5 protein-coding genes are annotated in these 9,002 nt (G+C 44.6%); 1 reads left to right on the top strand and 4 read right to left on the bottom strand.

Translation table 11 applies throughout. The features are described from left to right. The 4 genes from ACM2FC_RS19095 to fabB form a co-directional block, all read right to left on the bottom strand. Window positions 1–2,839 (bottom strand): FimV/HubP family polar landmark protein (locus ACM2FC_RS19095; protein WP_498482600.1); only part of this gene is annotated, 2,839 nt, incomplete at its 3' end. Window positions 2,840–3,321: 482 nt separating this feature from the next. Beyond that, the gene (locus ACM2FC_RS19090) at window positions 3,322–4,335 is read right to left on the bottom strand and encodes an aspartate-semialdehyde dehydrogenase (RefSeq protein ID WP_498482599.1); all 1,014 of its coding nucleotides are present in this window, start codon (window positions 4,333–4,335) and stop codon (window positions 3,322–3,324) included. After that, window positions 4,332–5,465: a 4-phosphoerythronate dehydrogenase gene (locus ACM2FC_RS19085; RefSeq protein WP_498482598.1), complete on the bottom strand. Its 1,134-nt coding sequence runs from the start codon at window positions 5,463–5,465 to the stop codon at window positions 4,332–4,334. The genes ACM2FC_RS19090 and ACM2FC_RS19085 overlap by 4 nt, the downstream gene beginning before the upstream one ends. 162 nt (window positions 5,466–5,627) lie before the next feature. Further along, entirely contained in the window at window positions 5,628–6,839 is a 1,212-nt protein-coding gene (gene fabB / locus ACM2FC_RS19080) for a beta-ketoacyl-ACP synthase I (protein WP_498482597.1), read from the bottom strand. Window positions 6,840–6,965: 126 nt separating this feature from the next. On the opposite strand from fabB, the gene mnmC reads away from it, so the two are divergent. Continuing rightward, complete coding sequence (gene mnmC, locus ACM2FC_RS19075) at window positions 6,966–8,975, top strand: bifunctional tRNA (5-methylaminomethyl-2-thiouridine)(34)-methyltransferase MnmC2/FAD-dependent 5-carboxymethylaminomethyl-2-thiouridine(34) oxidoreductase MnmC1 (RefSeq protein WP_498482596.1); 2,010 nt, start codon at window positions 6,966–6,968, stop codon at window positions 8,973–8,975. Window positions 8,976–9,002: the final 27 nt, after the last annotated feature.

Genomic DNA, 9,002 nt, shown 5'->3' with positions numbered 1-9,002 from the left:
CTGGTTCTGGTTCTGGTTCTGGTTCTGGTTCTGGTTCTGGTTCTGGTTCTGGTTCTGGTTCTTCAGATTCTAGTCCTGATAGAAGCGAGTCAACAGTCTCTAAGGCACTTTCTGGCTCAACTTCCAATAGAGGGTCAGCTGCAGGCGCAGCGCTCAGCAGATCCTCCATAAAATCGTCCCGATCGAAATCTTGATGCTTGATTTCAGTTTCCGTGTCTGAACTACCTGTATCTGACTCATTTACTTCGAGCGGATCCGACACACCACTTTGTTCTTGAGTTTCTTCCGAAACTGTCGACTGCTGTTCGATTTCAACAAGTTCATCAAATAAGTCCGTACCATCTGGATCAAGATCTAATGAGCCCTCTAGAGCGTCTAGGTCTTCAGCAAATGAATCTTGCTCCGTAAGTTCACTGGTAACATCTTCCTCAATTAAATCATCAAGGAGATCAATGCTATCTTCAGCAACCTCAACATCCGTTTGTAAGTCATTCCCTTCCAACAACTCGTCAAGTGTATCTGTGCTGCCTTCAAGAACTTCAGGCGTTCCTTCTTCAGCAGAGTCTTCAATTAAATCATCGAGTAGGCCAACACTGTCTTCATCAACTTCTACATCACTTGGTATGTCAGTGTCTTCCAACAACTCATCAAGTGTTTCTGTGCTACTTTCAAGAACTTCGGGGACATTTTCGTCAAAAGTGTCTTCAATTAAGTCGTCAAGTAATTCCGCGCTGTCTTCTGCGACTTCAATTTCATCAAGTGGCTCCGCCGACTCTTCTAGAAGCTCGTCAAATGCGTTAATACTATCCTCAGGAATTTCTTGTAAACTTTCTTCAGTTAAAGTGTTGTCGACTAAATCATCCAACAAGTCATCACTGTCACCAGAATCATCTAGAAGCTCATCCAGAGTATCTGTACTTTCATCAAGTAAATCTGGTACGTGCTCACCACCTTCATCTACAATATCATCAAGCAACTCTGCACTACTTTCTTCAATTGGAGACTCGTCTTCCGTCGAGATTAACTCGTCAAATTGCTCGGTATTGTCTAAGTCGAGTTTTTCAGGAGGGACTTGGTCATTAACTAAACCTTCAACTTCCGCCAAAAGCTCATCCAGTAACTCAGTACTGTCATCACCCACTTCAACATCACTTGAGTCAACCATTTCGTCGAGCAAGGCTGTTTCATCTTGAGCTTCTGCTTCTAAACTGTCTAAGTCAGCCTGAGCCTCTACATTGGCGAAAAGCTCATCAAGCTCGCTATCTGATGCAAGTTCTGGCTCTGGTGCGTTTCCTGTTGTATCTTTTGAAGGACTAGAATCCTCAACGTCCTCACTTAAGTCAAACTCTCCTTCGCCATCGTCTAGAAGAGAGCCCAAGTCTAAACCGTCAGCCTGCTCTGAATCGTCAAGTAAATCATCCAGCATCGACTGATCAATAGCACTGTCAGTTAGATCGTCATCATCACCTGAAAGCAGGGAGTCCATGTCGCCATCTAAGCTAAGCGGTCCGCCAGAATCACCATTAACAACTTCATCCAGTGCTCTTTCCATATCGTCAAGACCAAGAGCTTCGTCTTCAGCGTTAACACTTATCCCATTTGCGCTATCAAGGTCTGTCAAACCCGTATCTAAATCGCCATCATCTCCAATACTGGCAAATGGATCTTCTCCATCATCACCTTCTAAGTTAAAGTCGAGATCTTTGTCATCGAGATCGGCAAATACGTCATTCTCTTCTTGTTCTTCTTCTAAGTCGAAGTCATCTCCAAATAGTGAATCGGTATCGTCATCTGAGTCACCAAACAGGTCATCATCCAACTGAATATCATCGTCATCCAATTGAGCTTCAGGCGCGATATCCATCATCTGCTCTGGTTGTATTTCTGGCTCAGCCGTAGGAGCTTGTTTCTCAGCTGGGCGCCTATTTAGAAGAAGTAAAATAATGACAAAAATTAACAATCCAGGGACGACGGCCAATGCAGCAACAAACCAAAAATTCGACAATAAGTTGTCAGCTAATGTTGGAGCTAGCTTTTGTTCTTTTTCTATCCTTGCCCGCTCTTGCTGTAACAGTTTCTCTACTTCCGAGCGAATACGCCCATCATCCGACAATTCATTTTTTAACGTGTCTACTTCTGACTGAACATCACTAAGCCTTAGGTGCAGCTTATGGTTTCTCTCTTCTAGCGCGGACAACTCACCGTCAGACATTTCAAGCTGCTGTTCTAGCTCTACAACCTGAGCAGGTTTAGTCGTTGCTGGCTTTGCCGTTTTTGCTTGTTCAGTTTGGGGTTGTATTTTCGTCTCTGCACCTGTGGTGGGTGGTTGCGTTGTTTGTTGAGGCTGAGAAGACGGTTTAGGTGCATTAACGATTGGAGCCTGACGCGTTGGAGTCTGAGTTTGAGCAGGCTGCTGCGTAGCGACCCTTGCCTGATGCGCACGCATGATATTGATAGCTTCTTGAGTCGATACAGATCTAACTTGGGCAAGAGAAGGGATCCGCAACGTACTACCGGGGATTAATTCATGAATATTCTGATCGGCAAAGGCCTGAGGGTTAAGACGGTAAATCGCGAGCAGAGTTTGCTGAACAGTCACATTGGTTTCGGGCCTTAAACGAGAGGCAATACTCCAAAGTGTTTCATTTGTACCGGTAGGACCATAAAATTGTGAGGGGCCAGTTTGGTTATTTCTCGCGATTGGCTCGTAATACTGAGGAGACGACTGAATTTCACCATTTGGTCCAGTGACACGAATTCCTTCTGCTTGAACCAGATTGACTGGGGTTATGGCGATGACAGTAAGTAATAACAGTAGACGCTTAAAAAGTCGACGCATATAAGGCTCAGCTATGTGCTCTATACAATTAATAATAATATGAACTGTTAAATATATCGGATAAAGTTGTTAAAACTATAGGATGGTTGGCAATTTTTATTGCTCAGGGACAATAACCTCGCCAATCTCACACATTTTGCCCGTTTAAAGGCTCTTAGTTACAAAAAAGCCCCACTGGCAAAGTGGGGCTCAAGATTAGGGCGTATTGACCTTTTGCGATGATTTTTGCAGCGTTTGTCGTTTCTTTCTACAAGGAAGTGGTGGTGCCGTGTAGTCATCTACACAAATCAGCACTGACGCCTTAGAAAGGAGCGACAAACGCTGCCCGAAGGGTTCGCTTCCAAGGCTTTTACTCTTCGTTGCAGGCTCATCACTTAGAATGCTAAGCTGCTTAGCCTGCGCCTTGATTAAAAGCCTTGGAATTCGAACAAAATTTAAACTCAAAAGGTCAACACGCCCTAGAAGTTTAAATAACTTTAAGTTTAGAAGTAATCACGAATTAACACTTCTGCGATTTGCACCGCGTTAGTTGCCGCACCTTTTCTCACGTTATCTGCCACAACCCACAAATTTACTCCACTGTGGTGGCTAATATCATTGCGGATACGCCCAACCATTACGTGATCTTTACCACCAGCATCCCGAACTTGAGTTGGGAAATCTTCACCGTGGAATACCTCTACACCCTCTGCATTTTCCAAAAGTTGTACAACTTCTTCAGCGTCAATTGGAGCTCGGGTTTCAATGTGTACTGCTTCCGCATGGCCATAAAAGACCGGCACACGAACACATGTAGGATTCACCATAATTGAAGAGTCATTGAAGATTTTCTGGGTTTCCCAAACCATTTTCATCTCTTCTTTGGTGTAACCGTTATCCATGAACTTATCGATCTGTGGAATGCAGTTAAACGCTATCTGCTGAGAAAAAGCTTCTGGATCGGCTGGTTTACCGTTTAGTAACTTAGCCGTTTGGCCAGCTAACTCGTCGATTCCAGATTTACCCGCGCCCGCTACAGATTGGTAAGTTGATACGTTGATACGATCAATGCCTACCGCATCATGAATAGGCTTTAGTGCCACCAACATCTGGATCGTTGAACAGTTTGGGTTGGCAATAATATTACGATTGCGAAACTCTGCCACCGCCTCTGGGTTAACTTCAGGAACAACCAGTGGGATATCGTACTCATAGCGGAAATGTGATGTGTTATCGATAACCACCACACCTTCATCGGCGGCAATAGGCGCCCACTTTTCTGATAACGAACTACCTGCAGAAAACAGTGCGATATGAACTTGTGACCAGTCGAACTCTTCAACATTTTGTACCGCTACGGTTTTTCCGTTGAAACGATATGTTTTACCTTCGCTTCGCTCACTGGCTAGCAAATACAGCTCTCCGACTGGAAAATCTCGCTCTTGAAGCACTTCAATTAGAGTCTCTCCAACTGCGCCTGTTGCGCCTAAAATTGCAATATTAAATTGTTGGCTCATTGTTTTTCCTCTATTTGAAATCCTAACTTATTTAAGGGCTGCAGGTTACAATCTGCGTTTCCTATAAGGGTCACTGCGCCAAACTCACGGCGATCCCAATAATTTTTTCTCATGCTATCAAACGCACCCGGTTTATGGATTTCGCGTCTAAATAGCGCATCATCTTTACGAACATCGTAGATAAGTTGGGTTAGATTGTGCAAAACATTCTCATCCCAGGCTCTATCTAACCTAACTTCAGGCACGGGTGCTGTTGGAAGCAGATCATTCGCAGAAGCTGTTAAATCTTTGTCCAAGAATTGGCAGAATCGATTAAATATGATCGTTGTGCCGCGCGCTTTGCCTTCTAATCCATATCCCGCCACATGGGGCGTAGCAAACGCCAATAGTGGAAGCAGCTCCATATCAACTTCTGGTTCATACTCAAACACATCAAGTGCCGCTGTAAAGCCATCTTGTTTCTGTAGTCGAGCTTTTAACGCTTGATTGTCTACAATAGGCCCGCGAGCTGCATTGATCAGTATTTGGTCACTGCGAAAAGCTTCAAGCCTGTTGCTATCGATTAGATGATGAGTCGGAAACTCTCCGTCTTTGGTGATAGGCACGTGCAGCGTGACAATATCTGATTTATCTAAAAGCTCATCTAGTTCGACAAAGTCTCGACTATCACCTGTTTGCTGTTTAGGTGGATCATTAAGAAGCACTTTTAAACCAAGCCCAGTCAAACATTTGTGTAGATAGCTGCCGACCTGACCAGCTCCTATGATGCCAACTGTTTTATCAAAGATGGAAAAGCCTTTTTGCTGAGCTAAAACCATAATAACGCTCAACGCATACTCTGCTACACCAACTTTGTTGCAACCTGGAGCAGCAGTAAAATGGATGCCTTTATCTTCGAGAAGTGACTGGTCGACATGATCCATTCCGGCGGTAGCCGTACCAACAAATTTGAGTTTGTCTGCTTTCTCAAGTAAAGCTTTATTTACCTTAGTGACAGAGCGAATCATCAAAGCATCAATATCAATCAAATCGTCACTCGTGAGTGAACGCCCTGGCTTCAAAACCACTTCACCCAGCTGGCTAAAAAGCTGTTCAGCATAAGGCATGTTTTCATCGACAAGAATTTTCATTTTTTAACTCGAAGAATTGAAATTACAGGGATTGTGCAAAAAAGCGGTGTGACTGTCGAGAAAAAGCTGGCTCTATACCCTAAAAGAAGCACTAAAAATGCCCACTTCCCGCAGGAAAGTGGGCATTTCGATAAAAATTAATCGACGTCGATTGAAAACCGATTAGCCTTGGTACTTTTTCAATACTAACGTTGCGTTTGTACCACCAAAGCCGAAGCTATTTGACATCACTGTTGTTAGCTCTTGCTCGCGAGTTTCAGTCACGATATCGAGACCAGCTGCAGCTTCATCTAGGTTTTCAACGTTGATGCTTGGAGCAACAAAGCCGTTGTCTAACATTAGAGTTGTATAAATCGCTTCATGCACACCAGCAGCACCAAGAGCGTGGCCTGTCATCGCTTTAGTTGCCGAGATTGCAGGGCTGTTGTCACCAAACACTTCTTGGATAGCGCCAAGCTCTTTAACGTCACCAACAGGAGTGGACGTACCGTGAGTGTTCACGTAGTCAACGCTATCGACATTTTGCATAGCCATCTTCATACAACGAACAGCACCTTCACCAGATGGCGCTACCATGTCGTAGCCATCAGACGTTGCACCGTAGCCTACGATTTCACCGTAGATTTTCGCACCACGAGCAAGAGCATGCTCTAACTCTTCGACGACAACCATACCGCCACCGCCAGAGATAACGAAACCATCACGATCGGCATCATAAGTACGAGAAGCCTTATCTGGAGTATCATTGTATTTGGTTGACAGTGCTCCCATAGCGTCGAACATCATAGACATTGTCCAATCAAGCTCTTCCGCTCCACCAGCAAAAACAACGTCTTGCTTGCCAAGTTGAATCAGCTCCATTGCGTGACCAATACAGTGCGCTGACGTCGCACATGCAGAACTCATTGAGTAGTTCACACCACGGATTTTAAACGGAGTCGCTAAACATGCAGAGACAGTAGACGCCATAGTTCGCGTTACCATGTATGGACCAACACGTTTAACACCCTTCTCTCTTGAGATATCAACGGCATTAACTTGGTTGATTGATGATGCACCGCCTGAGCCAGCCACTAAGCCAGTACGATCATTAGAAACTTGCTCTTCAGTTAAACCTGAGTCCGCAATAGCCTGTTCCATCGACAAATATGCAAACGCCGCCGCATCACCCATAAAACGCATTTTTTTGCGATCAATATGGTCAGCAGGGTTGATTTTTAGGTCGCCCCAAACTTGAGAGCGCAAGCCATTTTCCTTGAATTGCTCAGAAGCGTTAATACCTGACTTACCCGCTTTTAGAGACGCTAAAACCTCTTCGACGTTGTTACCGATACTCGAAACTATACCCATACCGGTGATTACGACACGTTTCATGTGACAATCCTATAATTCTAAATTCTGCTAAATGATAACGAAGAAGGCTAACGGAAGTGGTCAGCTTTCCTAATAATCCGTACAATCACACCTTATATCGCCTATACCGACAAAACACAATTTATTATGACGTCAATTAATAATGCCAAACTAGATTGGAACGATTCTGGGACTCCGGTCTCAGATGAGTTCGATGATGTTTACTTTTCCAATATTAATGGATTAGAGGAAACACACTACGTTTTCATCAAGCAGAATAACTTACCTGAACGTTGGGCCGAGTTTGATCAACGTCGCTTTGTCATTGCAGAAACAGGGTTTGGTACGGGATTGAATTTCCTCGCTGCTTGGAAAGAATTTGACCAATATAGAAAAAGTAATCCAGCGGGAAGAACTCAGCAGCTACACTTTATCAGCTTTGAAAAATTCCCTCTCACTCAGCAAGATTTAGCAAAAGCTCACAAGATGTGGCCGGAGCTAACAAGCTATGCAGAAAAACTACAAAAGTTCTACCCAATTGCCATCCCAGAATGCCATCGCATTGTTTTCGATGATGGAGCAGTCACGTTAGACCTTTGGTTTGGCGATATAAAAGATTGCATGCCAATGGTGCCTACTTTGGAAAATGGTATCGTCGACGCTTGGTTCTTGGATGGCTTCGCGCCAAGCAAAAACCCTGAGATGTGGAGCCAAACATTGTTCAACAACATGGCGAAGCTTGCCAAGCCCGATTGCTCTTGCGCTACCTTTACTGCCGCGGGTTTCGTTCGACGTGGACTCATTGAAGCTGGTTTCGAAATGAAGAAAGTGAAAGGGTTTGGCACTAAGCGTGAAATGATTGCTGGAGTCATTAAACAGAAACCCGCAAGCAAAACTATTCGTCCCCATTTTCATCGCCAATCAGTACAAAATGTCAAAGACGTTGCTATTGTTGGTGGAGGTATTGCCAGCGCAACATTGGCCAAATCTTTAGCGAGAAGAGGCGTAAAAGTGACACTTTATTGCGCCGACGATAAACCCGCGCAAGGCGCTTCTGGAAATAAACAAGGAGCAATCTACCCCCTTCTCAACGACACACACACTGGCGTCTCGCGAGTCTTTGCACCGGGTATGCTGTTCGCTAGACAATTTGTAGAACAATGCGGCGAAAACATATCATTCGACCACAACTGGTGCGGCGTCACCCAGTTAATGTGGGATGAAAAATCCACATCCAAGCTAAACAAAATCGCCCAGTCCTCTCTTCCAGAAGAGTTAATGGTAAAGCTGGCTAAAGAGCAGACCAACAAAGTGGTTGGATTGCCCGTCGATATGGAAAGCCTGCATTATCCATCGGGAGGTTGGTTATGTCCTGCTGAATTCACTAGCGAGCTAATTCAGTCACTGGTAAAAAGTGGAGCATTGCAAGTTTGTTGGAGCACGCCAATTGAAGCTATCGATTGGAACGACAGTGAACAGCTTTGGACATTGACTTCAAGTACCGATACAACCCAGCATCAAGCGATTATCATTGCCAACGGACACAAGTTTGATATCTATGACCAAACCAAATTCTTGCCTTTAGGAAAGGTGAAAGGACAAGTAAGCCACATTCCTAGTACTGAAACATTAGCCAAGTTAAAAACGGTACTTTGCTATGACGGCTACATGACACCACAAAACCCGAACACCAAAACGCACTGTATCGGTGCCAGCTACGATAGAACTCATATTGACCAGCACTTTGATCCACAAGCACAGCTTGATAATGCACAAAAACTGAAAAACTGCCTCAATGATCAAAATTGGCCCAACGAAGTGGATGTTTCAGACAATGCTTCTAGACAAGGCATTCGATGTGTCAGCCGAGATCACCTGCCTTTCGTGGGAAATGTGGGCAAGTTCAGCCAAATCATGGAGCATTTTAACAACGGCGAGACTGAAAAAGCGCTGCCTCAGTATAAAAATTTATTTTGCTTGCTTGGTTTAGGCTCTAGGGGGTTGAGCTCATCACCACTGATGGCCGAAGTGCTCGCATCGCAAATATGCGGCGACCCAATACCTCTGCCAGCTGACGTCTTAGAGAGCATTCACCCAAGCAAAATGTGGGTCAGGAAGCTATTGAAAGGTAAGGCGGTCAAAAAGGAAAGGCCGTAAAAACAAACGCCAGCATTGTTGCTGGCG

This window comes from Vibrio sp. A37, from assembly GCF_059777565.1.
Note: the sequence above shows the minus strand (reverse complement) of the source record. Positions and strands in the feature narration are given on the sequence as shown.